24 protein-coding genes are annotated in these 26,263 nt (G+C 67.1%); 12 read left to right on the top strand and 12 right to left on the bottom strand.

Features of this window, described 5'->3' with window-relative positions:
- Positions 1 to 104 precede the first annotated feature (104 nt).
- Positions 105 to 1,388, top strand: a complete 1,284-nt coding sequence (locus tag ABE459_RS01240; RefSeq protein WP_125464487.1) for an FAD-binding oxidoreductase — start codon at positions 105 to 107, stop codon at positions 1,386 to 1,388.
- A gap of 93 nt (positions 1,389 to 1,481) precedes the next feature.
- Here the strand turns inward: ABE459_RS01240 and ABE459_RS01235 are convergent, their stop codons facing one another.
- Positions 1,482 to 2,225, bottom strand: a complete 744-nt coding sequence (locus tag ABE459_RS01235) for a peptidase C39 family protein (protein WP_323831743.1) — start codon at positions 2,223 to 2,225, stop codon at positions 1,482 to 1,484.
- A 154-nt stretch (positions 2,226 to 2,379) separates the two neighbouring features.
- On the opposite strand from ABE459_RS01235, the gene ABE459_RS01230 reads away from it, so the two are divergent.
- Positions 2,380 to 2,559 carry a hypothetical protein gene (locus ABE459_RS01230; protein WP_125464489.1) on the top strand — a complete coding sequence of 60 codons (180 nt, stop codon included), beginning with the start codon at positions 2,380 to 2,382 and terminating at the stop codon, positions 2,557 to 2,559.
- Positions 2,560 to 2,562: 3 nt separating this feature from the next.
- Here ABE459_RS01230 and ABE459_RS01225 read toward each other — a convergent pair whose 3' ends face one another.
- The 3 genes from ABE459_RS01225 to ABE459_RS01215 form a co-directional block, all read right to left on the bottom strand.
- Positions 2,563 to 3,618 carry an extracellular solute-binding protein gene (locus ABE459_RS01225; RefSeq protein ID WP_223277221.1) on the bottom strand — a complete coding sequence of 352 codons (1,056 nt, stop codon included), beginning with the start codon at positions 3,616 to 3,618 and terminating at the stop codon, positions 2,563 to 2,565.
- A 35-nt stretch (positions 3,619 to 3,653) separates the two neighbouring features.
- A complete protein-coding gene (gene aguA, locus ABE459_RS01220) occupies positions 3,654 to 4,763 on the bottom strand; it encodes an agmatine deiminase (protein WP_125464491.1) in 1,110 nt (369 codons plus the stop codon).
- 94 nt (positions 4,764 to 4,857) lie between these two features.
- A complete protein-coding gene (locus ABE459_RS01215) occupies positions 4,858 to 5,745 on the bottom strand; it encodes a LysR substrate-binding domain-containing protein (RefSeq protein WP_323831745.1) in 888 nt (295 codons plus the stop codon).
- A gap of 210 nt (positions 5,746 to 5,955) precedes the next feature.
- On the opposite strand from ABE459_RS01215, the gene ABE459_RS01210 reads away from it, so the two are divergent.
- The 4 genes from ABE459_RS01210 to ABE459_RS01195 all read left to right on the top strand — a co-directional run bounded on the left by ABE459_RS01210 (position 5,956) and on the right by ABE459_RS01195 (position 10,103).
- A complete protein-coding gene (locus ABE459_RS01210; RefSeq protein WP_125464492.1) occupies positions 5,956 to 7,245 on the top strand; it encodes an FAD-binding oxidoreductase in 1,290 nt (429 codons plus the stop codon).
- Entirely contained in the window at positions 7,238 to 7,798 is a 561-nt protein-coding gene (locus ABE459_RS01205) for an XRE family transcriptional regulator (protein WP_125859079.1), read from the top strand. Before ABE459_RS01210 ends, ABE459_RS01205 begins: the two co-directional genes overlap by 8 nt.
- 10 nt (positions 7,799 to 7,808) lie before the next feature.
- A complete protein-coding gene (locus tag ABE459_RS01200; protein ID WP_258642170.1) occupies positions 7,809 to 9,161 on the top strand; it encodes a glutamine synthetase family protein in 1,353 nt (450 codons plus the stop codon).
- A gap of 162 nt (positions 9,162 to 9,323) precedes the next feature.
- A complete protein-coding gene (locus tag ABE459_RS01195) occupies positions 9,324 to 10,103 on the top strand; it encodes a TSUP family transporter (protein ID WP_110994729.1) in 780 nt (259 codons plus the stop codon).
- On the opposite strand, the gene nudC is transcribed toward ABE459_RS01195, so the two are convergent.
- Together nudC and ABE459_RS01185 are read right to left on the bottom strand one after the other, a co-directional pair.
- Positions 10,071 to 10,901 (bottom strand): NAD(+) diphosphatase, encoded by an 831-nt coding sequence (gene nudC, locus ABE459_RS01190; protein ID WP_323831747.1) that lies wholly within the window; start codon positions 10,899 to 10,901, stop codon positions 10,071 to 10,073. The genes ABE459_RS01195 and nudC overlap by 33 nt on opposite strands.
- A 34-nt stretch (positions 10,902 to 10,935) precedes the next feature.
- The gene (locus ABE459_RS01185; RefSeq protein ID WP_125859082.1) at positions 10,936 to 11,748 is read right to left on the bottom strand and encodes a crotonase/enoyl-CoA hydratase family protein; all 813 of its coding nucleotides are present in this window, start codon (positions 11,746 to 11,748) and stop codon (positions 10,936 to 10,938) included.
- Between the two features lie 150 nt (positions 11,749 to 11,898).
- Between ABE459_RS01185 and nhaB the strand changes: the two genes are divergently transcribed.
- Both nhaB and ABE459_RS01175 read left to right on the top strand, forming a co-directional pair.
- The gene (nhaB, locus tag ABE459_RS01180; protein WP_125464497.1) at positions 11,899 to 13,401 is read left to right on the top strand and encodes a sodium/proton antiporter NhaB; all 1,503 of its coding nucleotides are present in this window, start codon (positions 11,899 to 11,901) and stop codon (positions 13,399 to 13,401) included.
- Between the two features lie 143 nt (positions 13,402 to 13,544).
- The gene (locus ABE459_RS01175; RefSeq protein WP_323831749.1) at positions 13,545 to 14,159 is read left to right on the top strand and encodes a dihydrofolate reductase family protein; all 615 of its coding nucleotides are present in this window, start codon (positions 13,545 to 13,547) and stop codon (positions 14,157 to 14,159) included.
- 9 nt (positions 14,160 to 14,168) lie between these two features.
- On the opposite strand, the gene ABE459_RS01170 is transcribed toward ABE459_RS01175, so the two are convergent.
- On the bottom strand, positions 14,169 to 14,906 hold the full coding sequence (locus ABE459_RS01170; RefSeq protein WP_323831751.1) for an alpha/beta hydrolase: 738 nt from the start codon (positions 14,904 to 14,906) through the stop codon (positions 14,169 to 14,171).
- Between the two features lie 439 nt (positions 14,907 to 15,345).
- On the opposite strand from ABE459_RS01170, the gene ABE459_RS01165 reads away from it, so the two are divergent.
- The 4 genes from ABE459_RS01165 to ABE459_RS01150 all read left to right on the top strand — a co-directional run bounded on the left by ABE459_RS01165 (position 15,346) and on the right by ABE459_RS01150 (position 19,720).
- Complete coding sequence (locus ABE459_RS01165) at positions 15,346 to 16,047, top strand: YoaK family protein (RefSeq protein WP_323831753.1); 702 nt, start codon at positions 15,346 to 15,348, stop codon at positions 16,045 to 16,047.
- Positions 16,048 to 16,634: 587 nt separating this feature from the next.
- On the top strand, positions 16,635 to 18,755 hold the full coding sequence (locus tag ABE459_RS01160) for a TonB-dependent siderophore receptor (RefSeq protein WP_323831755.1): 2,121 nt from the start codon (positions 16,635 to 16,637) through the stop codon (positions 18,753 to 18,755).
- Positions 18,756 to 18,862: 107 nt separating this feature from the next.
- Entirely contained in the window at positions 18,863 to 19,102 is a 240-nt protein-coding gene (locus ABE459_RS01155) for a hypothetical protein (protein ID WP_125464501.1), read from the top strand.
- Positions 19,103 to 19,159: 57 nt separating this feature from the next.
- Positions 19,160 to 19,720 (top strand): nucleotidyltransferase family protein, encoded by a 561-nt coding sequence (locus ABE459_RS01150; protein WP_323831758.1) that lies wholly within the window; start codon positions 19,160 to 19,162, stop codon positions 19,718 to 19,720.
- 3 nt (positions 19,721 to 19,723) lie between these two features.
- Here ABE459_RS01150 and ABE459_RS01145 read toward each other — a convergent pair whose 3' ends face one another.
- The 5 genes from ABE459_RS01145 to ABE459_RS01125 are packed head-to-tail and all read right to left on the bottom strand — an operon-like array spanning position 19,724 to position 26,191.
- Positions 19,724 to 20,731: a DUF2955 domain-containing protein gene (locus ABE459_RS01145; RefSeq protein WP_323831760.1), complete on the bottom strand. Its 1,008-nt coding sequence runs from the start codon at positions 20,729 to 20,731 to the stop codon at positions 19,724 to 19,726.
- Entirely contained in the window at positions 20,721 to 21,806 is a 1,086-nt protein-coding gene (locus ABE459_RS01140; RefSeq protein ID WP_323831762.1) for an HlyD family secretion protein, read from the bottom strand. The genes ABE459_RS01145 and ABE459_RS01140 overlap by 11 nt, the downstream gene beginning before the upstream one ends.
- Positions 21,803 to 23,296 (bottom strand): efflux transporter outer membrane subunit, encoded by a 1,494-nt coding sequence (locus ABE459_RS01135; protein ID WP_323831763.1) that lies wholly within the window; start codon positions 23,294 to 23,296, stop codon positions 21,803 to 21,805. The genes ABE459_RS01140 and ABE459_RS01135 overlap by 4 nt, the downstream gene beginning before the upstream one ends.
- Before the next feature lie 13 nt (positions 23,297 to 23,309).
- Complete coding sequence (locus tag ABE459_RS01130; RefSeq protein ID WP_323831765.1) at positions 23,310 to 24,407, bottom strand: AI-2E family transporter; 1,098 nt, start codon at positions 24,405 to 24,407, stop codon at positions 23,310 to 23,312.
- Positions 24,404 to 26,191 carry a monovalent cation:proton antiporter-2 (CPA2) family protein gene (locus ABE459_RS01125; RefSeq protein WP_323831767.1) on the bottom strand — a complete coding sequence of 596 codons (1,788 nt, stop codon included), beginning with the start codon at positions 26,189 to 26,191 and terminating at the stop codon, positions 24,404 to 24,406. The genes ABE459_RS01130 and ABE459_RS01125 overlap by 4 nt, the downstream gene beginning before the upstream one ends.
- Positions 26,192 to 26,263: the final 72 nt, after the last annotated feature.

The raw sequence follows: 26,263 nt of genomic DNA, 5'->3' as shown, positions 1-26,263 counted from the left end.
CAGGGTCGGCGTAAAGGATTTTCACCGGACGACTAGCGGGTGTTTATTATTATTGATAGCATCGGTACATTCGTTAAAAATATAAAACACGAGGTTCCTCGAGCATGGCCACTACCCCCTACCCCCAGTCCTACTACGCCGCCTCGGCTAACCCGGTGCCGCCACGTCCGGCGCTGCAGGGTGAGGTGGAAACCGATGTGTGCATCATCGGTGCCGGCTACACCGGCCTGTCCAGCGCCCTGTTCCTGCTGGAGAACGGCTTCAAGGTGAGCATCGTCGAGGCCGCCAAGGTCGGTTTCGGCGCCTCGGGCCGCAACGGCGGCCAGATCGTCAACAGCTACAGCCGCGACATCGACGTGATCGAACGCACCGTCGGCCCTAAAGAAGCACAACTGCTGGGCAAGATGGCCTTCGAAGGCGGGCGCATCATCCGTGAGCGCGTGGCCAAGTACAACATCCAGTGCGACCTGAAGGACGGCGGCGTGTTCGCCGCGCTGACCAGCAAGCAGATGGGCCACCTGGAATCGCAAAAACGCCTGTGGGAACGCTTCGGCCACACCCAGCTGGAGCTGATGGACCAGAAGCGCATCCGTGAAGTGGTCGCCTGCGACAGCTATGTCGGCGGCATGCTCGACATGAGCGGCGGCCATATCCACCCGCTCAACCTGGCCCTGGGCGAAGCCGCGGCGGTCGAGTCGCTGGGCGGCATCATCTATGAGCAGACCCCGGCCGTTCGCATCGAGCGTGGCGCCAACCCGGTGGTACACACCCCGCAGGGCAAGGTCCGCGCCAAGTTCATCATCGTCGCCGGCAACGCCTACCTGGGCAACCTGGTGCCGGAACTGGCCGCCAAGTCCATGCCGTGCGGCACCCAGGTGATCACCACCGAGCCGCTGGGCGAGGAACTGGCCCGCACCCTGCTGCCGCAGGACTACTGCGTCGAGGACTGCAACTACCTGCTCGACTACTATCGCCTGACCGGCGACAAGCGCCTGATCTTCGGCGGCGGCGTGGTCTACGGCGCGCGCGACCCGGCCAACATCGAGGCGATCATCCGCCCGAAAATGCTCAAGGCCTTCCCGCAGCTCAAGGACGTGAAAATCGACTTCGCCTGGACCGGCAACTTCCTGCTGACCCTGTCGCGCCTGCCGCAGGTAGGTCGCATTGGCGACAACATCTACTACTCGCAAGGCTGCTCGGGCCACGGCGTGACCTACACCCACCTGGCGGGCAAGGTGCTGGCCGAGGCCCTGCGCGGCCAGGCCGAGCGCTTCGACGCGTTCGCCGGCCTGCCGCACTACCCGTTCCCGGGTGGCCAGATGCTGCGTGTGCCGTTCAGCGCCCTTGGCGCCTGGTACTACAGCCTGCGTGACCGCCTGGGCTTCTGATAGACCACGCGCAACAAACAAGCGCGGGGCAAGCCCGCTCCCACCCCGGTATCTAACCTGCGTGGGAGCGGGTTTGCCCCGCGATTTTTCCACTCAATGCCCCAGGCTATTGACCGCCTGCTTCGCCGCAATCTCCTGCCCCGAGCGCGCCAGCTCATCCGCCGCCTGCAACCAGCGCTGGCGATCCACCTGGGCCGGCAACTGCCGAGGCGACTGCACCAGCACCGCCCAACTGCCCTCCTTGGCCCACGCCGACTCGAAACTGTCGAAGCTCATCAACTGTCGCCGGTGCATGCCTGCGCGCAGCAGTACCCGCTGCTTGTAGCGGTCATAACCGATCAGCACGGCGTAGCGTGGCTCGCTCCACCAGGCCGAACCTTCCTGAAAACGCAGCAGCACCGGGTAACCGGCGGCCACTTGCGCCAGCAAGGCGTCAAGCCGCTTGTCCAGCGGGTACACGACCATGCCGTATTCACGCGCTACCTTGGGGATCGTGCTGTCCAGCGACTCGGCGGCCCCCGGCAGGCCCAGCGGCTTGTCCAGCAAGCCCGGGGTGATCGGCGCACCCTTGGCCGACAGCACCGCCGCCAAGGCCATCGATCCGCTGTGGTTGGCATTGCCGCGGTAGAACGGCACGCTGCTGATCTCGACCCGCTGCGGCAGGCTCTTGAGCGCCGCCGGGGGTGTGCTGGCGCAGCCGGTCAAGGCAGCGGCCACCAGGCAAGCGGCAAGCAGACGACGGGGGCTCGAGCCCCAGGACTTGGGAAGGTCTTGCAACATGGGCACTCGCTTGTTCCGACGCCAGGCGGATGCCGCCCGGCCATGGCCACCGATCATAGGCCGCCACCGCGCCCGGGTATAGCCCGGGCCATGCTTGGAACCAAACGGCCCAAGCACTAGACCTTCGGTCAATGGAACGTCACAGGCGCCGGGCTAGACTATCAACTGTGTCCGGGATGACGCGCTGCCCGTCACCAAGAAGGAGGCATTCATGACCCTGTCCATGGCAATCCTCATGTTGGTCGGCATGTGGCTCAGCGTTGCGGCGGCCATGCTCTGGGGCGTGCTGCGCATCGTGCGGCGGCACTCCCATCCCCATCACCTGCCCACGCCGCCCCTGGCCAAACCCCGGCAAACACGCCGTGCACGGCGGCATGCGGGGGCGCACTGAGGTTCAGGTGCCGCTCTTCAAACGACTGAACGCCCGGGTCAGCTCGCGGTTGAACGCCTTGTCGTTGTCGTTCTTGCTGTACAGCCGCGCCCGAACCGCAGCCGGCGGGTAGGTACCCGGGGCATTGCGGATCTGCGCATCCACCAGGTTGTCGGCCGCCGTGATGGCGTTGGCGTAGTGGATGGTATCGGTGATCGGCGCAATCACCTCCGGGCGCATCAGGTAATCCATCAAGGCCCAGGCCGCTTGCGGATGCGGTGCGTCCTTGGGCACCACCAAAGCATCGAGCCAGATCAACGTGCCCTCGCGGGGGATGCTGTAGTCCAGGCCGAACGGCTTGCCGGCCTGCTGCGCCTGGGCCTGGGCAATGGCCACGTTGCCGTTCCACGACATCGCCACGCAGGTCTCGCCATTGGCCAGGTCGTTGATGTTGCGGTCGTTGTCGAAATAGCGGATGTACGGGCGCACCTTGCGCAGTTGCGCCTCGGCGGCCCTGAGGTCCTCCAGCCGCTGCTGGTTGATGTCCAGGCCCATGTAGCGCATCACCGCGGCGAACACTTCGTTGGGGTCGTTGAGCAGGCTGACCCCGCAATCGGCAAATTTCGCCACCACCTGCGGGTCGAACAGCATCGCCCAGCTGTCCTTGGGCGCGTCGGCCAGCCGCGCGGCCACTGCCTGCTGCTGGAAGCCCACGCCGGTGGTGCCCCAGGCGTAGGTGCCGGCGTAGCGGTTACCTGGGTCGAACACCGCCATGTGCTCAAGAAACGCCTCCCCTACCCCTTGCAGGTGCGGCAAGCGCGACTTGTCCAGCGGCTGCAGCGCGCCGCTGGCGATGGCCCGGCTCAGGTGCTGGCCGGCGCTGAGCACCAGGTCGTAGCCGCTGCCGCCGGTGAGCAGCTTGGTCTCGGCGGTTTCCAGCGAATCGAAATGGTCGGCCACCACGCGGATGCCGGTTTCCTTCTCGAAGTTGGCCAAGGTGTCCGGGGCCAGGTACTCGCCCCAGATGTACAAGTTGACCGTGGGCTTGTCGGCATCGGCGGCCGTGGCCGCCGACACCATGCAGCCCAAGGCGAGTGCGAGGGCCAGGCGGTTCATCAGCGGCGGCCCCCGGCGTATTGCGGCATGGTGATGCAGGCGACGTTGCCGCCACCGAGCAGGATCTCGCGGCTGTTGTCGATGCCGATGATGCGGTGGCCTGGGAACAGCTCGGCCAGGGTGGCCTGGGCGATGCTGTCGTTGCGGTCGCCGAACAGCGGCACGACGATCGCCGAGTTGCCGGCGTAGTAGTTGATGTAGGAAGCGCAGATCTGCGTGCCCGCCTGGCGCACATGGGTGCCCTCGACATGGTCCAGGCCCGCCGCCTCTTCAGCCGTCCAGCGCAGCACTTCGGGCTGCGGCAGCTTGTGCACCTTGAGCGCGCGACCACGGCTGTCGCGGGTGCTGCGCAGGATGTCATAGGCCTCCTGGTAGATCTCCCACTGCGGGTCGTCGCGGTTGTCGGTCCATTGCAGCACCACTTCGCCTGGGCGCACGAAGCAGGCCAGGTCGTCGACATGGCCATCGGTTTCGTCGAACTTGCACCCGCGCGGCAGCCAGATCACCTGCTCGGCGCCGAGGTAGTCCTGCAGCCGTCGGGTCACCTCGTCCTTGCCCAGGTGGGCGTTGCGGTTGCGGTTGAGCAGGCACTGCTCGGTGGTCAGCAGGCTGCCTTCACCGTCGCTCTGGATACCGCCCAGCTCGGCGATCAAAGGCGCGCGGTAGCGGTCGAGGTTTTCGATCTCGAGGATCTTGCGGGCGATCTGGTCATCCTTGTCCCAAGGGTAATAGAGGCCGCCGTCGAGGCCGCCGTAGGCATTGAACTCGAAGTCCACGCCGCGCACCTCGCCGCTTTGATCGTTGACCACGAAGCACGGCCCGCTGTCGCGGAACCAGGTGTCGTTGCAGGTCATCTCCACCACCCGCACATGGGCCGGCAGCAGGTTGCGGGCGTTGGCGTACTGGGCGGCGGAGGCACAGACCGTCACCGGCTCGCTGCTGGCGATGGCCGTGACGATCTCGACCCAGACCTTCTGCGCCGGTTTGCCGCCATTGCGCCACACATCCGGGCGCTCCGGCCAACCGAGCCAGCAGCCGGCCTTGGCTTCGAATTCGCCGGGCAAGCGGAAACCATCGGCCTTGGGGGTGGTGGTGAGCGAACGTGCCATGGGTCAACCTCGGTGTCGGTGAGTGATGACTGCACGCTACGCCGCGGCGCTTTTGCCTTCCAACGATGAAAACTCAGCGATAGCTGAATTGAATTCAACTATCGCCCTGCTGTTCGATGAACCATTCGATGAATTGTGCCACTGCCCCACGCTCCAGCCGCAGGCGCTCGCACACCAGCGCGTACTGCCCCTGGGCGGTGACGCTGGCGCTGAACGGGCGCACCAGGCGGCCACTTTGCAGGTCGGCCTGGCAGGTAAGGTTATCGCCCATGGCCACGCCCTGCCCCAGCAACGCCGCCTCCAGCGCCAGGGCGGCGTGGGGGAAATACAGCTGCCGGGTGGGCAAGGCGTCTTCGGCGTGGGTGGCCAGCCAGGTGGTCCAGGTGCGGCCATCCTGATCGTCGTGCAACAGGCAATGGCGCACCAGGTCGCGCGGGCGCTTGAGCCCGCCCTGGTTGAACAGGCCCGGGCTGCACACCGGGAAGAACTGCAGCAGCGGCAAAGGCCGCACGAAGTGGGTGCTGGCATCCAGGGTGCTGGTGCCGTAGGTGATCGCCAGGTCGACGTCCAGCGCCGGGGCGCCGGCGTCGATCGGCTGGTCGTGCAGGTGCAGGGTGATGTGTGGGTAGCGGCTGCTGAAATCGGCCAGCCGCGCCACCAGCCATTTCTGCGCCAGCTCCGCGGTTACCGCCACCCGCAGCACGGCCTGGGAGGCCGGGTCGCGCAGCTCGTCGCAGGCCTTGCCGATCAATTCGAAGGCCTGCTGCAGGTGGTGCAGCAGGCGCTCGGCCTCGGCGCTCGGGCGCACCTGACGGCCAACCCGCTCGAACAGGGCGACGCCGAGTTGTTCTTCCAGTTGGCGGATCTGGTGGCTGACGGCGCTGTCGGTGACGCACAGCTCGGCGGCGGCGCGGCCGAAGTGGCCATGGCGGGCGGCGCATTCGAAGGTGCGCAGGGCGGTGAGGGATGGCAGGCGGCGCATGGGCGTAAGCCTTGTATTTGTCATTGGGGCTGCTGCGCAGCCCTTTCGCGGCACAAGGCCGCTCCTACAGGAATACGCATTCCTCTGTACCACGAAAGGACCGCAACGCGGTCCCCGGATCATATCGTCAACACCGCCCCGCTGGCGCAATGAAATTTATCTGCTATTTTTTCATGAAAATAATCAAAACAAATTTCACGAGGCACCGGCATGTTCAAGCAATCCGCCCAGCACGTCGCCAGCTACTACGCCCAGACCTACCCCAGCGCCATCCCCCTGCGCCCTACCCTGCAAGGCCAGCACGACACCGATATCCTCATCATCGGCGCCGGTTTCAGCGGCCTGCACACTGCCCTGCGCCTGGCCCTGGCCGGCAAACGCGTAACCCTGCTCGAAGCCAGCCGCGTCGCCTGGGCCGCTTCGGGGCGCAATGGCGGCCAGGCCCTTCCGGGCTGGTCCTGCGACATGCCACCGCTGGAAAAGGCCCTGGGCCTGGAGCGCAGCCGGCGCCTGTGGGACAGCATGTGCTGGGCCGCTCGCGAGATGAGCGAGTTGCCGGCGCGCCACGGCTTCGACATCGACTACCGCCTCGGCAGCCTGTGGACTGCCGTGCTGCCCAGGCGGGTAAAGCTGCTGGAGGAAGCGCAACGCGACGCGGCACAGAAATTCGGCTACGACTGCCTGCGCCTGATCGGCCGCGACGAGCTGCCCGAGTGGATCGACAGCCCACGCTACCAGGCCGCCCTGCTGGACCCCAACGGCGCCCACCTCAACCCGCTGAAACTGGCCCAGGGCCTGGCCGCCACCCTCGAACAGGCCGGCGGGCGCATCTTCGAACAGAGCCAGGTACTCGACTATCAGGAAACGGCCGAAGGCTTCGTCGCCCGCACCGACAAGGGCGAAGTGCGCAGCAGTGTGCTGGTGCTGGCCTGCAACGCCTACATCGACCGCCTCGACCGCAACCTGGCGCGGCGCCTGCTGCCGGTGGGCTCCTACCAGGTGGCCACCGCGCCGCTGGACGCCGACTTCGCCGCCTCGCTGCTGCCGCGCAACAGTTGCGTGATCGACAACCAGTTCGTCCCCGACTACTTCCGCCTCACCCCCGACCACCGCCTGCTGTTCGGCGGTGGCTGCACCTACCTGGGCGGCATCCCCAAGGATGTCGCCGCCGCCACCCGCCCCTACCTGGAACGGGTGTTCCCGCAACTGCGCGGGGTGGCCATCGAACATGCCTGGGGCGGCCACATCGACTGCAGCATCCAGCGCACCCCGGACATCGGCCGCCAAGGCCAGCGCTACTGGCTGCAAGGCTTCTCCGGGCACGGCGTGCTGCCGACCCTGGCCGGGGCGCGGGCGGTCAGCGACGCGATCCTCGGCGACGACGATCTGCTGGCGCTGTACCAGGGCATCGACAACGGCCGCTTCCCCGGCGGCGACCTCCTGGCTGCGCCACTGGAGGCCGCGGCCAAGGCCTGGTACAGGATGCGCGACCATGTCTGAGCTGACCGACGACAGCCAAGCCCTGGCGCGGCTGGTGCGCGACCTGCGCAAGCACCGTGGCCTGACGCTGGACGAGCTGGCCGGGCGGGTCAACCGCTCGCTGGGCTTCCTCTCGCAAGTGGAGCGCGGCCTGTCGCGCCCGACCGTGGCCGACCTCACCGCCATCAGCGAAGCCCTGCAGGTACCGACCACCTACTTCTACCAGGCCGTGCCGCCACGGGAGATCGACTGGGTCACCCGCCCCGGCGAGCGGCGCACCCTGTATTACGCCGCCGGCGTCACCGACGTGCTGGTCTCGCCCACCCTCAATGGCCGCTTCGCCATGCTCGAAAGCCACCTGGCGCCCGGCGCCAGCAGTGGCGATGGGCACCTGGACGACAGCTCGGAACAGGGAGGCTTCGTCCTCGAAGGCGAGCTGACGCTGTGGCTCGAAGGCGTTGCCGAGGCCGTCACCCTGTACCCCAACGACAGCTTCCAGCTGCCGCCGCACAGCCAATTCCGCTACGCCAACCTCACCACCGAGCCGACCCGGGTCCTCTGGGTCTTCCGTTAAGAGCATGACCATGACAACTACAAAAACAATGCCCGACCTGCTCAGCGAAGTCCGCGCCTTCCGCGCCCAACACCCGCAGGTACGCTACGTCGACCTGATCAGCCTGGACATCCCCGGGCACTTCTACGGCAAGCGCTACCCCATCGACATGCTGGAAAAGGTTGCCGCCGGCAGCCCGCTGAAGCTGCCGCAGAACTGCGTACTGCTGGGCGTGCAAGGCGGGCTGTTCCCGATTGGCGACTACTGCTTCAACGACGGCGACCCCGACGCCGCACGGCGCCTGGTGCCCGGCACCCTCAAGCCGGTGAGCTGGGAGCGCGAGCCGCTGGGGCAGATGCTGATCACCTCCGACGGCACCGCCGCCCCCATCGAATTCGAACCGCGCGAAGTGCTCGCCCGCGTGCTGCAGCGCCTGGAGCGTCGCGGCATCCGCCCGGTGGTGGCGTTCGAGCTGGAGTTCTACCTGTTCGACCGGGCGCTCAAGGAAGGCCTGCCGCAGTTCCCCCACGACCCGTTCAGCGCCGACGCCGACGACCAGCCGAACATGCATATCGAGCGCCTCTCGCGTTTCTCCGACGTGCTGCGCGACATGGTCGAGACCGCCAACGCACAAGGGGTGGACGCCAACGTCATCACCGCCGAGCTGGGCCCGGGCCAGTTCGAGATCAACTTCGGCCACTGCGACGACGGCCTGCGCGCCGCCGACTGGGCGGCGTTGTTCTGCCGCAGCACCCGCGGCGTGGCCCTCAAGCACGGGCTGCGCGCCTCGTTCATGAGCAAGCCGTACCTGCAGGCGCCGGGCAGCGGCATGCATGTGCACGTCAGCCTGTACGACCCGCAAGGCAACAACCTGCTCGCGGCCAACGACCAACGCCCCTTGCGCCATGCCGTGGCCGGCTGCCTGGAGCTGCTGCCGCACTGCATGCCGATCTTTGCCGCCAACCACAACGCGTTCCGCCGCTACGGCGCCATGGTCAATGCCGCCAGCCGCGCCAGTTGGGGCTTCGAAGACCGCGACGCGTGCATCCGCATCCCCGAGTCGGACCCGCGCAACCTGCGTATCGAGCATCGCCTGGCGGGGGCGGATGCCAACCCCTACCTGGTGCTGGCGGCAATCCTGTGCGGTATGGAGCACGGGCTCGATGCCGGGCAGGAGCCGATTGCGCCGCTGAACGACGACCGCAGCAGCGGCATCGATTTCCCCAAGGACATGCTCGGCGCGGTGGCAGCCATGCGCGGGCATCCGGCGGTGAATGAGGGGTTGGGGGCTGAGTTCGTGATGGTGTATTGCGAGAACAAGCGCCAGGACCATCTGGCGTTCATGCAAGAGGTGAGTGCCCGGGAGTATCGCTGGTTCCTGTAAAAACAATCGCGGGGCAAGCCCGCTCCCACAGGCCCCGCACCTGTGGGAGCGGGCTTGCTCCGCGATGGCGTAAGTGCTGACAACACATACTTGGCGGCTTACCATGTCACCCCTCTAGCGCGGCAGTTTGCCGCACCCCTGCCTTCCAGCCTGCCGACCCCCATGCCCTTCGAACTCACCGTAGAACCGCTCACCCTACTGATCCTCGCCCTGGTCGCCTTCGTCGCCGGTTTCATCGATGCCATCGCCGGTGGCGGCGGCTTGCTGACCACCCCCGCGCTGCTCACCGCCGGCATGCCACCGCACCTGGTGCTGGGCACCAACAAGCTCAGTTCCACCTTCGGCGCGGCCACGGCCAGCATCACCTACTACCGGCGCAAGCTGTTCCACCCGGCGCAGTGGCGCCAGGCGATAGCGGGTACCCTGGCGGGCGCGCTGCTGGGTGCGGTGGTGGCCCATTACATGCCGGCCGAATGGCTGAACAAGATGCTGCCGGTGATCGTCTTCGCCTGCGGCGTCTACCTGCTGTTCGGCGGCACGCCCAAGGCGCCGCTGGACGCCGATGCGCCGATCAAGAAGAAATGGCAGTTCCCCCAGGGCTTCACCCTGGGCTTCTACGACGGCGTCGCCGGCCCCGGCACCGGTGCGTTCTGGACCGTCAGTACGCTGCTGCTCTACCCCATCGACCTGGTCCGTGCCAGCGGCGTGGCGCGCAGCATGAACTTCGTCAGCAACATCGCGGCGCTGACGGTGTTCATCATTTCCGGGCAGGTGGACTACATCGTCGGCCTGTGCATGGGCCTGTCGGTGATGGTCGGCGCGTTCTTCGGCGCACGCACGGCGATCAGCGGCGGCAGCAAGTTCATCCGCCCGGTGTTCATCGCCGTGGTACTGGCGTTGACCGTACGCCTAGCGTGGCAGCACTGGTTCGGCCAGGCCTAAGCGCCGCGCCACATACAAGTCGATCAGGTAGCGGGCGATGGAACGCCCCGCCGGCAGCGGCGGCAGCTCATGCACATTGAACCACTGCGCATCCTCGATCTCGTCCGGCTGCATGACGATCTCGCCACCGGCGTACTCGGCATGGAAACCCAGCATCATCGAATGCGGGAACGGCCAGCACTGGCTGCCGACGTACTGGATGTTCTGCACCTCCACCGCCACCTCTTCGCGCACCTCGCGCACCAGGCAGTCCTCGGCCGACTCGCCCGGCTCGGCAAAACCGGCCAGGGTGCTGTAAACGCCGGTCACGAAACGCGGCGAACGCGCCAGCAGCACCTCGTCGCCACGGGTGACCAGCACGATCATGCTCGGTGAAATGCGCGGGTAGCTGCGCAGGTCGCAGGGCTGGCAGTACATCGCCCGCTCCCAGTGGACCTGCGTCATCGCCTGGCCGCAACTGCCGCAGAAACGGTGTTCGCGGGCCCAGGTGCCGATCTGCGCGGCGTAGCCCAGCACCTTGTAGGTGTCGAAGTCGCCTTCGAGCATGAACCGGCGCAGGCCCTGCCAGGTGCAGCCCGGCACCTCGCCGGCGCTGCGCAGTTCGAGCAGGAACACCGGCTGGCCGTCGAAGTGGCCGATGCCGTGCTCGCACAGCACGTCCAGTGCCTGACGCTTGAGCCACTCACGGGGGAACAGCGCGCCGTTGGCGTCCACCAGGAACCCTTCCGGGCTGCGGGCGACGGCCAGCCCCCCGGTGATCTGCGGGTCGAGTACTGCGGTTGTCCAGCGTGCTGACATCGTTGCGGTCCCTTGAAGGCGCCCGCCAACGGGGTCAGTCGGCGAACGTCGGTTGCTGTTTGCTCATGTGGGCGGCCACCGCCACGCGCAGGTCTTCGGACTGCAGCATGGCGGCGTTCCAGGTGGCAATGTACTCCAGGCCATCGTCGACGCGATGGTCACGCATGTAGCTGATCAGCTCCTTGGTGCCGGCCACCGCGATCGGCGATTTTGCGGCAATCTCGCGGGCAATGGCAAAGACTCCGTCGAGCAATGCCGCCTGGTCGGCATAAACCCGGTTGACCAGGCCGATGCGCAGCGCCTCCTCGGCATCGACCATCCGCCCGGTAAAGGCCAGCTCGCGCATGATGCCGTCGCCGATGATACGCGGCAAACGTTGCAGGGTGCCGACATCGGCGGCCATGCCCATGTCGATTTCCTTGATCGAGAACTGCGCGTCGCTGGCGCAGTAGCGCATGTCGCAGGCCGAGACCAGGTCGATGGCGCCACCGATGCAGTAACCCTGGATCGCCGCCAGCACCGGCTTGCGGCAGTTGTCCACGGCATTGAACGAGCTTTGCAGGCGCAGGATGGTGCGGCGCAGCAGGCGGGCGTTGCGGCCGACGTCCTTGCCCAGCTGGCCGGCCAGCGAGGCCAGCATCATCAGGTCGATGCCCGAGGAGAAATGCTTGCCGGCGCCGCTGATCACCACGGCGCGCACCGCGTCGGTGTCGTCGATCCACTGGAAGATGTCGACGATCTCCTCCCAGAAGGCGGCATTCATCGCGTTGATCTTGTCCGGGCGGTTGATCTGCACATGGGCGATGTTGTCGGTCAGTTCAACCTTGAATGCGGTGTATTCGGTCACGGACGGCACTCCTGTGGGGAAAGGGTTCACGCGCAGGATCTTAGCGCACCCATAAGGCCGCACATGTGCCAAAAGCGGGACTGCACGCCTTGCACCCCGGGGCCCAATCCGGCACCGTGCGCCACTGCTGAATCAAAAGGATACAAATTCATGTCGCAATCCCTGCCCAGCGCCCTCGCCCACAGTTTCCTGGGCCAGTCGCCGCGCTGGTACAAGGCGGTCATCTGCCTGTTCCTGCTGCTCAACCCGCTGCTGCTGGCAACCCTCGGCCCGGTGGTCACGGGGTGGGCGCTGGTGCTGCAGTTCATTTTCACCCTGGGCATGGCGCTCAAGTGCTACCCGCTGATGCCCGGCGGCCTGTTGCTGGTCGAAGCGCTGCTGCTGCGCATGGCCACGCCCGAAGCGCTGTATGAAGAGCTGCAGCACAACTTTCCGGTGATCCTGCTGCTGATGTTCATGGTCGCCGGCATCCACTTCATGAAAGAGCTGCTGCTGTACCTGTTCTCCAGGATCCTGCTGGGGGTGCGCAGCAAGGCCGTGCTGGCCCTGCTGTTCTGCGTGCTGTCGGCGTTCCTCTCGGCGTTTCTCGACGCGCTGACCGTGACCGCGGTGATCATCAGTGCCGCCGTGGGTTTCTACGCGGTCTACCACCGGGTCGCCTCCGGCACCAACCCCCGCGAAGAGTCGGCACTGGACAGCGACCACCAGGTCGAACAGCTGCACCGCGACGACCTCAACCAGTTCCGCGCCTTCCTGCGCAGCCTGCTGATGCATGGCGCGGTGGGCACCGCGCTGGGCGGCGTGTGCACCCTGGTGGGCGAGCCGCAGAACCTGCTGATCGGCCATGAGATGGGCTGGCACTTCGCCGACTTCTTCTTCAAGGTCGCGCCGGTGTCGATGCCGGTACTGGCCGCAGGGCTGGTCACCTGCGTGCTGCTGGAGAAGCTGCGCCTGTTCGGCTACGGCACCCTGATGCCCGAGCGCGTGCGCCAGGTACTGGCCGCCTACGCCGCCGAAGACGACGCCGCACGCACCCCGGCGCAACGCATCGCCCTGGTGGTGCAGGGGCTGGCGGCGCTGATCCTGATCGTCTGCCTGGGCCTGCACATCGCCGAGGTGGGGCTGATCGGCCTGCTGGTGATCGTGCTGATCACTGCGTTCACCGGCATCACCGACGAGCACCGCCTGGGCCGCGCGTTCCAGGACGCCATGCCGTTCACCGCGCTGCTGGTGGTGTTCTTCGCGGTGGTGGCGGTGATCCACCAGCAGCAGCTGTTCAGCCCGCTGATCGCCTGGGTGCTGGCGCTGCCGACCGAGCAGCAGCCGGGCATGCTGTACCTGGCCAACGGCTTGCTCTCGGCCATCAGCGACAACGTGTTCGTTGCCACCATCTACATCACCGAGGTCAAGCAGGCGTTCGTCAGCGGCGCCATGAGCCGCGAGCACTTCGAGACCCTGGCAGTGGCGATCAACACCGGCACCAACCTGCCCAGCGTGGCGACACCCAATGGGCAGGCGGCGTTCCTGTTCCTGCTGACTTCAGCGATCGCGCCGCTGATTCGCCTGTCTTACGGGCGCATGGTGTGGATGGCGCTGCCCTACACCGTGGTCATGGGTGGGCTGGGCTGGTGGGCGGTGACGTACTGGCTGTAGACCAGGCCCGCCCATACCAGCGCAATCGCCGGCTTGCCGGCGATTGAACCTGCCGACGCGTCGCCCATGTTCTATCGTTCCTGTCGATTTCAGCCAGCCCCGTTCGACTACCCCTCGAACAGCAACCTGAAGAGGAACACCCCATGCGCAAGCTTATCGTCGCCGCCTTCATCACCCTCGACGGCGTCATGCAGGCCCCCGGCGGCCCGCAGGAAGACACCAGCGGCGGCTTCACCCACGGCGGCTGGATCCCGCCGCTGGCAGACGAAGCCTTCGGCCAGGCCATGCAGACGCTGTTCAGCCAGCCGTTCGAGCTGCTATTGGGACGGCGCACCTACGACATCTTCGCCGGGTACTGGCCGCACGTTGAGCATCAAGCGGACGATCGCTCGCTGGCCGACCTGTTCAATCGCGTGCCCAAGCACGTTGCCACCCACCATCCCGGCTCACTCCACTGGCACAACAGCCATGGCTTGGGCGCGGATGTGACCGGCGCGGTTCGCGCGCTCAAGCAACAGGACGGCGACGTGCTCCTGACCCAGGGCAGCGGCGAACTGGTGCGCCAGCTACTGGCCGCAGGCCTGGTGGATGAGCTGAGGCTGCTGATCCACCCGCTGCTGCTCGGCCGTGGCAAGCGGCTGTTCGGTGATGATGCGCGAGCGGCTGCCTTCGAGCTGGTGGAATCGGCCACCACCCCCAAGGGCGTTCTGCTCGCCCATTACGTGCGCAGTGGCGAAGTCCAAACCGGCTCGTTCTGAGGGTGGTGGTCAGCCGAGCAGGCGGGCGATGGCACTGGCAAAGCCTTGCGGGTCTTCGAGCATCATCAGGTGGCCCACACCCGCAAGCTCGGTAAAGCTTGCCGCCGCCCGCTCGGCCCAGTGGGGCACGTCCCAGCCGGCGCGTGAGTGCTCGCCGGCCACCAGGTGCACCGGCGTAGCGGCAAACACCGCCTGCAGCTGCTGTGGGTAGCGGGCCGCGCCAGTGACCGCGACCACCGAAGCGGCCATGGCCTGCAACGTGGCGGCCGGCTGATGCGCCAGCCAACGCTGCGCCAGGGCCAGCCGTCGCGCATCGGGCCCGACCCCGGCCCGCGCCAGCCACGCGCCGGGATCAGCCCGATAGCTTGCCAGCAGCTCTTCGACCGCTTCGCGGTCCATGCGCGCCACCGCTGCCGACCAGAACGCATCGTTCAAGGTGAAGTTGCCTTCGACACTGGTCACGCTGGCCACCTGCTGCGGGTGGCGGTAAGCGAACATCAGCGCCACCACCCCGCCCACCGAATGCCCGACCAGGTGTGCCCGCGCCACGTTGCGCGCCTGCAATTGGCGGTGCAGGTGCTCGACCTGGGCGGCAATATCGATCAGTTTCGGCGCGGTGTCCTGCAACGTGCCATAGCCAAGCAGGTCGGGGGCGATCACCTGGGTAGGCAGGGTGTCGTGAAGTGCTGGATGATCCAGGCAGCCAATCAGGCCGTTGATCAGGACTACCGGCGTTTCCTTTTGCATCGCATGCCTCGCGGCCAGCCGTGGGGAGCCCGCAGCATGGCCTTGCCGCCCGGGGATCGCCAGCAGCGGCTGATTGCGCCGGCCCACTGCGTGGTATGCCTGGGTGCCATTGCAATTACCGCGTATCGTCTACAGCCGCGCCTGCCTTGGGATCGTTTGAGGGCGACCAGGCGCATGTCGACAGTGTTGCGGCGCTCGATCTTGAGAGCGCTGCAAATCTGTCGCCCTTCACCTGGTGGCCCACATGCGATCCCAAGACAGGCCCTTGGGCGGCACACCGCCGGCCCTGGGTAATCAGGATTGGGTAATGGCCACCAGGTGCCTGCCGGTGTTTTCCAGCGCCTATGAAATCGAGCGGCCTGGAGCTCCCCTACGTGCCCATGCGCAAGGCCTAGGCGCCGGTATAAGATCGGGGCCCCACTGCCGGAGACATACCCTCATGCTGCCCACCGCCTCTTCCCTGCACAGTGCCCGCCGCGCCAGGCTCCAGGTGCTGCGCGGCCGCGTCGGCCTGGGGCTGGTGGCCGGGCTGTCGGTGCTGGCGGGCATGACCGACGCCATCGGCCTGCTGGCGCTGGGTGATTTCGTCTCGTTCATGAGCGGCAATACCACGCGCCTGGCGGTGGCCATCAGCCAAGCCGACCTGGCGTTGATGCTGCGCCTGGCCCTGGCGATCTTAAGTTTCGTGCTGGGCAATGCCCTGGGGGTACTGCTGGCCCGGCACTTCCGCCGGCGAGCCTCACCCTTGTTGCTGGTGGTCGCCGGCCTGCTTGCCTTTGCCGCCGCCTGGCCGCTGGCGAGGAGCTTCCCGGCGCTGGTCGCGGCGATCCTGGCCATGGGCATGCTCAATGCCGTGGTCGAACAGGTGAATGGCCTGCCGATCGGCCTGACCTATGTCACCGGTGCGCTATCGCGGTTTGGCCGCGGGCTGGGGCGCTGGTTGCTGGGCGAGCGGCGGCATGGCTGGCGGGTGCAGTTGGTGCCCTGGAGCGGAATGCTGCTAGGCGCGGCCATCGGCGCCTGGCTGGAGCAACGGCTGGGGTTGATGGCGTTGTTTGCAAGCTGTGGCCTGGCCTGCGTGCTGGCCTTGGTGAGCCGGTTTATTCCACGGGCTTGGCAGTTGGGGTACATGCCGCGTTGAGGGGGTAGCCGGCGGCGGCATGCCTTGGGATCGTAGGTGGGGCACCAGGTGCATGGCAGGAGACTGGGTGAGGGCCACCAGGTGCATGGCGATAGTTCTGCAGCGCTCTCAAGATCGAGCGCCGCCCGCGCGGCGCATCGCTGGCAAGCCAGCTCCCACATCTGTTTCGGGCCAATTATGTCTGTGAAGGTACCGCTGCCCGCCTTGGCGCATGTCTTGAGACAGGCGCATCGTCATCAGCGCCCGCCTCGGAATCGAGTCGGACCAAAAAGGCGGACAGTGATGACCTTGCAGGAGTGACTGGCCCGAAACAAATGTGGGAGCTGGCTTGCCAGCGATGCGCCGCGCGGGCGGCGCTCGATCTCATAGACGCTGCAAAAACATCGGCAGGCACCTGGTGGCCATTACCCAATCCTGATTACCCAAATCCGATGAGGGCCCGTAAGCCCCATCGCGACAAAGAAACACACCCCAATGAATAGCCACCCACAAGATAAATATTTTTCCGAATATTTCATCTTTACACTTGCTTTACATTTGCGAACCATTACCATTCGCCACCTCAAACAACAACGAGTCGTATTACCATGGCGAAAAAGTCTGTTGCTCCCGTGTCCCTGTCGATGCTGGGCCTGCTGGTCACCCCTGCTGTCCACGCGCAGACCCAGGACCCGCTGGCCCTGCCGGCCACCTCGGTGACCAGCGCCTACGAGCAGCAGAGCTACAAGGCCAGCGAGAGCAAGAGCGCGCTGAAGATCGACGCACCGCTGCGCGATATCCCGCAGACCGTCAACGTGGTGCCCGAAAGCGTTATCAAGGACCAGGGCGCCCAGTCCATGGAAGACGTGCTCAAGAACGTGCCCGGCGTCGGCCTGTCGAACGGCGACGGTCAACGCGACCAGGTAACCATTCGCGGCTTCAGCGCCATCGGTGACATGTACATCGATGGCATTCGCGACGATGCCCTGTACTTTCGCGACCTCTCCAACGTCGAGCGCGTCGAAGTGATCAAGGGCCCTGCCGCCGTGCTCTACGGCCGTGGCTCGTCCGGTGGCCTGATCAACAGCATCAGCAAAAAGCCGGGCCTGGCGCCGAAGCAGGAAGTGGGCATGACCCTCGACACCGAGGGCAAGCGCCGCACCCAGTTCGACAGCGGCTGGGCCGCCCCCGAGGGTAACCAGGCCTACCGCGTCACCGGTGCCTTCGAAGACAGCGACACCTTCCGCGACGACGGCTACACCGACCGCAAGGCCATCGCCCCGTCGGCCTGGTTCAAGCTGTCCGACGACCTGGAGCTGAACCTCGGCGCCACCTACCTGTACGACAAGCGCCTGATCGACTTCGGCATCCCGGCCGTGGGCAACCGCCCGGCCAACGTCGACCGCGACAAGCGCTTCGGCTCGGGCAACGCCTCGCAGGACTATGCCCGCAGCGAGGTGTTCTCGTTCACCGCCAGCCTCGACTACCGCATCAACGACGACTTCACCCTGACCAACACCAGCCGTTACTACCGCTACGACCTGGACCGCAACAACACCCTGGCCGACAGCAGCCCGACCCGCTTCGTCACCGCGCCCAACGGCGAACTGCTGGTCAAGCTCAACCGCGGCAACGTCGCGCGCGATGAGAGCGGTGTGTTCAACCAGACCGAGCTCAAGCAGCAGGCGCAACTGGCCGGCATGCAGCACAACCTGCTGTACGGCGTGGAAGTCGGCTTCCAGGACAAGTACCAGCGCGTCTACAGCCAGAACAACGTGGCCCGCGTGCCGGTGTACCGCGACGCTCTGGTGGGCGTGCCGGACCACGCCGCCAACCTGACGTCCAACGGCACCAACTACCAGCAGACCAGCGGTTTCTACGTGCAGGACCTGATTGAGCTGACCTCGCAATGGAAGGCCCTGCTAGGCGTGCGCTACGACATCTTCGGCCAGGAGTACAACGACGCCCGGGTACAGAACGTCGACCTCGACCGCACCGACAAGACCTGGAGCCCACGTGCAGGCCTGGTGTTCCAGCCTGACCAGATCCAGTCCTACTACGTGTCGGTCAGCCGCAGCTACCAGCCTTCGGGCGAAGTGTTCGCGGTCTCGCCGACCAACGCGGGCCTGGAGCCGGAAGAGACCACCAACTATGAAGTGGGCGCCAAGTGGGACCTGCTCGACAGCCGCCTGTCGCTGACCGCGGCGGTGTTCCGCCTCGAACGCACCAACATGAAGACCGCCGACCCGGCCAACCCCAACCTGACCATCCTCGCCGGCGAACAGCGCACCGACGGCTTCGAGGCGACCCTCAGCGGCCAACTCAGCGACAAATGGCAGGTGTATGCCGGCTACGCCTACCTGGACGCCGAGATCACCAAGTCCAACAGCAAGACCAACGGCGTGGCCAACGAAGGCCAGGTGCCCACCCTGACGCCACGCAACAGCGCCAACGTCTGGCTGGTGCGTACCCTCACCCCCGAGTGGCGCGTGGCCGCCGGCGCCAACTACGTCGACGACCGCTACACCGCACTGGACAACAAGGTGGTGATGCCGGCCTACACCACCTTCGACGCCGCCTTGCTGTACAGCGTGCAGCACTGGGATGCGGCCTTGCGCCTGAAGAACGCCTTCGACCGCGACTACTATGCCTCGGCCCACGGTTCGGTCGACCTGGCCACCCCAGGCGCGCCGCGCACCCTCGAAGCCAGCGTGAACTACAAGTTCTGACCGCCCGTTGCCGCGCTCGATAGTCACTATCGAGCGCGGCAATTTCTCCTCATCGGGCGTGCGCCCTATGCTCGCTCCATCGATCCACCGATCATGGAAAGCGCCCGATGAACACCCCCCGCCTGTTGCTCGCCGCCTTGGCCATCGCCGTATTGAGCGGTTGCGCCAACCACCCCGAACTGCGCCCCTTCACTGCCAGCGAAGCGCGCCAGCTACAGCTCGAAGCGCTGCAACGCCAAGGGCTCAGCCAGGAGCAATACGAACAACGCAGGCTTGCCGTGCTGCGTGCGGACCAGCAGCAAGTGGTGACCGAAACGGCCACCCGCTCCACCTCGGCACGCGGTTAACACCGCCAACCGAACCGGTTATTCTCGCAGCCCCCTGCCATTGCCAAGGACTGGACGATGCCGCCACTCACCCCGGAGCGCGTGATCGCGCTGGCGCTGGAAAACCCGATCAACCGTACTCTGCTCGAGCGCCTGCCAGCACTCGACCTGCCCGGCGGCATGCTCACCGCCGGCTGCCTGTTCCAGGCCCTGTGGAACCACCGCGCAGGTCGCGAACCGGGCTGGGGCGTCAAGGACTACGACATCATCTACTTCGACCAGGATCTCTCCTGGGAGGCCGAGGACCGAGTGATCCAGGCCGTCCAGGCGCTGGGCGCCGACCTCGGCGTCACCCTGGAGGCGCGCAACCAGGCCCGGGTGCACCTGTGGTACACCACGCGCTTCGGCGTGCCCTACCCGCGCCTTGCCAAAGTCACCGACGGCATCGACCGCTACCTGGTCAGCTCGACCTGCCTGGGCCTGGACATCGCCAGTGGCGAGCTGTACAGCACCCATGGCCTCGACGACCTGCAGCACGACCTGCTGCGCAGCAATCCGCTCAACCACCAGCCGGAAATGTTCCGCGCCAAGGCCGAAAGCTACCGGGCGCGCTGGCCGTGGCTCGCCATCGTCGAGTAGCGCCTACAGCGCGGCCCGGCGCCGGTCGATCCACACCAGCATGGCGCTGGCATACAGCGATACCAGCAGGAACAGCGCCAGACGCACGGCAAACGCCCGGTACACGTCCTGCCCGGCGACACTGTCCTGCACCGACTGACCAAGCAGGATCAGCATGGTGGTCAGGCAGCTGACCCAGAACGCCGGAGCATGCCGGCTCGCCACCAGCCGTTGCAGGCGCCGCGCCTGCCACAGCGCGGCCAGCAGCACCCAGAGAAAGAACATCCACAGGTGCACGAACAGGCTCAACGCGCCCCACACCAGTATCGCCAGCACTCCGGCCAGCAAGGTCGAACCCACCAGCTCGCGGGCCGCCTGGCGCGCGTCGGTCTCGCCAGCCTGCTGGCCCAGGCTCACCGACTTCATGATCAGTGGCATGAAACGGTCCGGGGCGACCAGGGCGAGCAGGAACGCCGGCATCACGATCAGCGTGGCACGCAGGGCGATCCAGCCGGCCTCGCGCGGGTCGAGGCTTGGCGTGACCGGTGCGGCGGGCGCATCGGCCGGCTCCGGGAACAGCCAGTGGGCCACCAGGGTGCACAGCACCGCCAGCAACATGCCCTTGGCCATTGCCTCGACCACCGACAGCGCCAGGGTGAAATCGCTGGTACCGGCGGCGGCGATCATGGTCAGGCCGATCACCAGCAAGTTAGCCAGCAAACCATTGCCCCCGCGCAGCGCCCAGCGGAACACCAGCAGCAGGCCGACCGCCACCAGCAGCACGCCGCTCAGCGGCGCGTGGCGCAGCAGCGGGATCAGCAGCAGGCCGCTGCCGCAGCTGAGCAGCACCAGCAGCGTCAGCACCGGGGCCATGCGCAGCGGTAGCGCGGTGTTGCGCATCGCCAGCAGCAGCACGCACAGCACCGGTGCCAGTACCGGCACCGGCAAGCCGATGCCGAAACTCGCCGCCAGGCTCATGGCCGCGCCCCAGGCCAGGCGCAGCGCGCGGCGGCGGCGCAGTTCAATAGGCATACGACAGCCAACTCATGCACCACATGAACAGCCGCCCGAGCAGGTTCAGCGGGTTGCCCTCCCCGGGCAGCGCCATCACCTCGGCTTGGCCGCCGACGCGCAGTTGCGTGGGGTCCACCTGCTGGTCCGGGTCGAGCCCGACGATCACCGGGAAGCGTTGCGCCGAACGCAGCCACTCGCGGCTGTTCTGCACCGTCGGCAGTTGCCCCGGTGGCGGCGCCTGGCCGCTGCTGACACCCTGGCCGATGCTGCGGATGCGCCCGTGTAGCACCTCGCCCGGCAGGCTGTCGAGCACCACCAGCACGGGTGTGCCGCTGCGCAGGCGGCCGAGGTTGTTCTCGGTCATGTCGGCGCTGATCCACAGGTCGTGGGTGGCGATCAGGGTCATCAGCGGGCTGCCGGCCCCCACATAGTGCCCCACGTCCACCTTGAGGTCGGTGATACGCCCGTCGGAGTCGGCGCGCACCTGGGTGCGCGCCAGGTCGAGCCGGGCCTTTTCCAGGTTGGCGGCGGCACTGCGCAACTGGGCGTTGTCGTCGTCGCTGCCACCTTCCTGCTCCCTGGCCCGCTCGACTTCGGCACGGGCCGCGGCCACCTGGCTGCGCGCCTGCTCGTAGGTGGCCTGGGCGCCTTCGAGGCGGCGCACCGACACCGTGCCCTGGTCTTCCTCGTACAGGCGCCGCAGGCGCTCGGCGTCCTGGCGCGCCTTGCGCTCGTTGGCCTGGGCCGCGGCCAGCGAGGCCTGGGCCGAATCGATGCCGGCGGTGTGGGCGCCGACCTGGCGCCGCGCCGCATCATAGTCGGCCTGGGCCCGGCTCAGGGCGATGCGGTACTGCTCCGGGTCCAGCTCGAACAGCAGCTCGCCGCGGCGCACCTCCTGGTTGTTGCCCACCGCCACCCGCCGTACCTGCCCGGCCACCTCGGCGCTCACCGGCACCACGTAGGCTTGCAGGCGAGCCTGCTGGGTGTAGGGGGTGAAGCGGTCGGCGAGCAGGTACCAGGCCAGGCTCATGACGATCAGCAACAGGACCCAGCGCAGGCTGCGGTCGGGGGCTGGCGTGGTTGTGTCAGTCATTGCGCGTCACCTTGTTCATCGAGCAGGTCGCCCCAATCGGTGCGTTGTTCCATCTGCCGCCGGGTCGGCGCGTCGATGGTCGGCACACGGCGCTCCCAGCCACCGCCGAGCGCCTTGTACAGCGCCACCAGGCTGCCCACCGCATTGCCACGGCTGACCAGGTAGCCATCCTGTTGCTGCAACAGCAGTTGCTGGGCGTCGAGCACCCGCTGAAAGTCAGCGAAGCCCTCGCGATACTGCGCGCTGGCCAAGTCCAGCGAGCGGCTCGCCGCCGCCGAGGCGCGGTCGCGGATGGCTGCGCTCTGCAACGCCCGCACCAGGGCGCTGGCGGCGTCGTCCGCCTCGCGCGCCGCCTCGCGCACCTGCTGGTGGTAAAGGGTGATCAGCTGCTGCAGGCGGGCGTCCTCGACACGCACGGTATTCTTGCGCCGCCCATAATCGAACGGGTTCCAGATCAGCCCGGGGCCGGCGGCAATGTCGAAACTGTCAGGCACATGGCTGGCCGAAGCCAGGCTCCAGCCGATGCTGCCGAGCAGGCTCAACTGTGGGTACAGGTCGGCCTCGGCCACCCCCACCAGCGCCGACTGCGCCGCCACGGCCTGCTCGGCGGCGCGGATGTCCGGGCGCCGGCGCAGCAGCTCTGCCGGCACGGCCTGCAACACGGCGCGGTCCGGCAGCGGCAGCTGAGCGTGCCGGGCGTCCAGCTCCGGCAGCAGGCCCGGGGGGCGGCCCAGCAGCGAGCAGAGCACGTTGCGCAAGGCATTGAGCTGGTTCTCGAACTCCGGAATGGTGGCCTCGGTGGCCAGCAGCTGGGTACGTGCCTGCTGCCAGTCGAGTTCGTCGTTCTCGCCATGGCGGAACAGCCGCTCGGTGATTTCGAGGCTGCGTGCCTGGCGCCGCGCGTTGTCCCGGGCGATGTCCAGCCGCGCCTCGGTGGTGCGCAGGGCGAAGTAGCTGTCGGCCACCTGCGCGCGCAGCAGCACCAGGGCGTCCGTGTAGTTGGCCTGGGAGGCGAAGTACACCGCGTCGGCCGACTCGACGGCGCGGCTGAAGCGCCCCCAGAAGTCGATCTCCCAGGCGATGTCGAAACCCAGGCTCGACTGCCAGAACACCGAGTCGCGCGCGCTCGAGGTGCCGGACTGATCCTGCTTGAGGTACAGGCTCTGCGCGCGCAGTTGCTGCAACTGCGGGTAGCGCCCGGTCTGCACGATGGCCAGCTGCGCCCGGGCCTCGGCGATACGCAGGCCGGCCACCTGCAGGTTGGTGTTGTGCGCCTCGGCTTCGGCGATCAATGCGTCGAGGGTGGGGTCGGCGAACAGTTGCCACCACTGGCGCAGGTCGCCCCCAGGGGCGGTGGCCTGGCTCAGCAAGGGTGTGCTCCAGCGGTCCAGCCAGGGATCCTGCGGCGGGCTGAAGTCCGGCCCGACCTGGGTACAGCCCGCCAGCAGCACCAGCAGGCTCAAGGCGCAACGACGTGGTGACCCGGGCATGGCAGGCCCCCGCTCACACCGCGGGCTCGTCGGGCCGGGCGGGGACCTGTTGGTCCACCCACTGCCAGAACAGGTTGTAGGTCACCGCCAGGATCACCGGGCCGAGGAACAGGCCGATGATGCCCTGCACCACCATCCCGCCCAGGGCGCCGATCAGCACCACCGGCATCGGCACGTCCACCCCACGGCCCAGCAGCAGCGGCTTGAGCACGTTGTCGGCCAGGCCGGCGACGAAGGTGTACACGGCGAACACGATGGTCACCAGGCTGAAGCCCTCGCTGTAGAGCACGTAGCCGATCACCGGCAGGGTGACCAGCGTCGCCGGGGCCTGGGCGATGCCCAGTATGAGGATGACGATCGCCAGCATGCCGGCGGCCGGCACCCCCTTGACCACGAAACCGACGCCGATCAGCAGCATCTGGATGAAGGCGATGCCGATCACCCCCTGGGCCACCGCGCGGATGGTCGACGTGCACAACTTGGCGATGGGCTTGCCGCGCTCCTCGCCGGACACGCGCATGGCGATGCGTAGCGCGGCGCGCTGGCCGTTCTCGCCGAAGGCCATGATCACCCCGCCGATGATGATCGCGCCGATGAACATCAGCAAAGCCCCACCCGCGCTGGCGGCGGCGCCCAGCACCGCGAGGGCGGCGCTCTTGAGGTTGGACGCCTGGTTGGCGAGCACGCTGCTCAGGCTCTGCGACGCCGCCAGCCAGACGTCGTGCAGCCGTGGCCCGATCAGCGGCCAGCCGGCCACCGAGTCCGGGGGTGGGGGTACTTGCCAGGCGCCGCTCTTGACCAGGTTCGTCAGGCTGTCCATCGACTCGATGATCGACGCCACCACCAGATAGATCGGCACCAGCAGCACCAGCAGCAGCAACACCACCACCAGGGTCGCGGCATAGCCCTCGCGCATCCCGGTCAGGCGTTTGATCCGGCCATGCAGCGGGTACAGGGTGACCGCCAGGATCACCGCCCAGAGCATCAGGTCGAGGAACGGCTGGAACACCCGGTAGGCGAACAGCACCAGCGCCGCCACCAGCCCGGCCTTGATCAACACGTCGAGCATCCCGCGCGACAATTCGCTGTCCAGCTTGAAACTCGGCATCATCCGTCATCTCCTGGTCGAATCACGGTGGCGGCAGGGGGTTCGGCTCGGTCGGCGGCGGGTGGTCCCTCCTCATCCAGCGCCGTGCCCTGGCGATGCTGCTCGAGCAGCCAATGCGCCTCCTGCTGCTGATAACGCTGCACCCAGGCGGCCGCCTGCGCCTCGCTGCGGCCCAGCGCAATGAAGGCGCGACGGGCCATCTCGAGGCTGGAATGGAAGGTCTCGCGCACCGGGTTGACCCCCAGGTCGAGCAGGCGCAGCACGTCACGGTGATTGCGTGCGGCGGCGATCACCTGGGCCTTGGGGTACAGGTGCACGAGTACGTCGACGGTCTTCTGGTTGCTCTGCGCGTCATCTGCGGCGACGATCACCAGCGCGGCCTGCTCGACCTTCGCCGCGCGCAGGATTTCCGAGCGCGATGGGTCGCCGTAGAACACCGTGGGGCCATCGCCGCGTGGCCGGGCCTTGCGCGCAAGGGCTTCAGCCGTGGCGTCCAGGGCCACCACGCGAATGCCTTCGGCATGCAGCATGCGCCCGATAGCACGCCCCAGGCGGCCAAAGCCGGCGATCACCACCTGCGGGGCGTCTTCCAGTTGCGGCGGTTCCTGCGTCAGGTCGGCCTGATCGGCGGGGCGCAACTGCCGGGCCAGGGCCATCATCACCAGCGGCACCAGGGCCATCGACAGAGTGATGGCCAGCACCAACAGATCGTGCACCCGCTGCTCCAGCACCTGGTGCTGCAAGCCGAGCTTGAACACCACGAAGGCGAACTCGCCCCCGGACGCCAGCACCACCGCCAGGCACAGCGCCTGGGGTCGGTCGAGACCGCCGAAAAGGCGGCCGATGCCCCACAGCAGCGGCAGCTTGAGCGCCACCAGCAGCACGGTCAGCCCCAGCACCTGCAGCGGCATGCCGGCCAGCAGGCGCAGGTCGGCGGTCATGCCCACACCCACGAAGAACAACCCCAGCAACAGGCCCTTGAGCGGCTCGATCTGCGACTCCAGCTCGTGGCGGAACTCCGACTCGGCCACCAGCACCCCGGCGAGGAACGCGCCCAACGCCATCGACACGCCGACATGCTCCATCAGCCAGGCCGTCCCCAGCACCAGCAGCAGCGCGGTGGCGGTCGACAGCTCATGCAGGCCACTGCCCACCGTCCAGCGAAACACCGGGCGCAGCAGGTAGCGCCCGGCGATCACCACCACCCCGATACCCAACAGCACCGCCAGCAGCGGCCAGGTGCCTTCGTCGGCGGTCCCGACGCCGCCACCGAGCAATGGCACCACGGCGATCAGGGGGATGGCCGCGATGTCCTGGAACAGCAGAATGGCCACCGCGAGGCGGCCATGGGGCTTGCCCAGCTCTTTACGCTCGGCCAGCACTTGCAGGCCGAAGGCGGTGGACGACAGTGCCAAGCCCAGCCCCAGCACCACGGCGGTGGCCGGGGCCTGGCCGAACAGCAGCCAGGCCAGCAGCCCGAGCACCAGCGCGGTCAGCCCCACCTGCAACGAACCGATGCCGAACAGCGCCCGACGCATGGTCCACAAGCGCCGTGGCGAGAGTTCCAGACCGATGACGAACAACAGCATCACCACGCCCATCTCCGACAGCCGTGCGACATTGTGCGGGTTGTCGATCAGCCCCATCACCGACGGGCCGATGAGAATGCCGGCCAGCAGGTAGCCCGGCACCGCCCCCAGTTTCAGGCGCTGGGCCAGTGGTACCAGAAGCACCACCGCCAGCAGGAAAACCACCGTCGCCTGCAACAGGCTGCCGTCATTTGGCATGTGTGCCCTCCCCTGAACCCCAAAACCCGGTTTGCCAGCGATGCGGGCTGGATGATCACCCTTACCGGGAGC

The sequence above is a fragment of the Pseudomonas sp. TWI923 genome (assembly GCF_039673365.1).
Classification (GTDB): domain Bacteria; phylum Pseudomonadota; class Gammaproteobacteria; order Pseudomonadales; family Pseudomonadaceae; genus Aquipseudomonas; species Aquipseudomonas sichuanensis.
Note: the sequence above shows the minus strand (reverse complement) of the source record. Positions and strands in the feature narration are given on the sequence as shown.